Below are 294 nucleotides of genomic sequence, written 5' to 3'. Positions count from 1 at the left end.
GACCAGACAAAAAAAAGCCAGGCTCCGCAAACATAACGGCGCCTGGCAACAGGTAACTCTATTCTACATCTGCAAATAGCGGTGTTAAGCGCTGGTGATGCGTCCAGCCAACGGTGATGACGGATCTGCCAGTTGGCGGCGGGGCATACGCCCGGCCAGAAAGGCTTCACGCCCGGCTTGAACCGCCAGGCGCATGGCACGGGCCATGGCAATCGGGTCGGGAGAATGCGCAATGGCCGAGTTCATCAGCACCGCATCGCACCCCAGGTCCATCGCCATCGCAGCCTCGTGGGC

At 60.9% G+C, this 294-nt stretch carries 1 pseudogene; it reads right to left on the bottom strand.

From position 1 onward, the window contains the following. Window positions 1–84: 84 nt before the first annotated feature. Window positions 85–294: pseudogene (locus AAEY79_RS14420) on the bottom strand (thiazole synthase); the annotation flags it as partial.

The sequence above is a fragment of the Psychrobacter sp. GW64-MNA-CIBAN-0177 genome (genome assembly GCF_040309585.1).
GTDB classification, from domain to species: Bacteria; Pseudomonadota; Gammaproteobacteria; order Pseudomonadales; family Moraxellaceae; genus Psychrobacter; species Psychrobacter okhotskensis.
The sequence above is the reverse complement of the archived record's forward strand: the minus strand, read 5'-3'. Positions and strand labels throughout refer to the sequence as shown.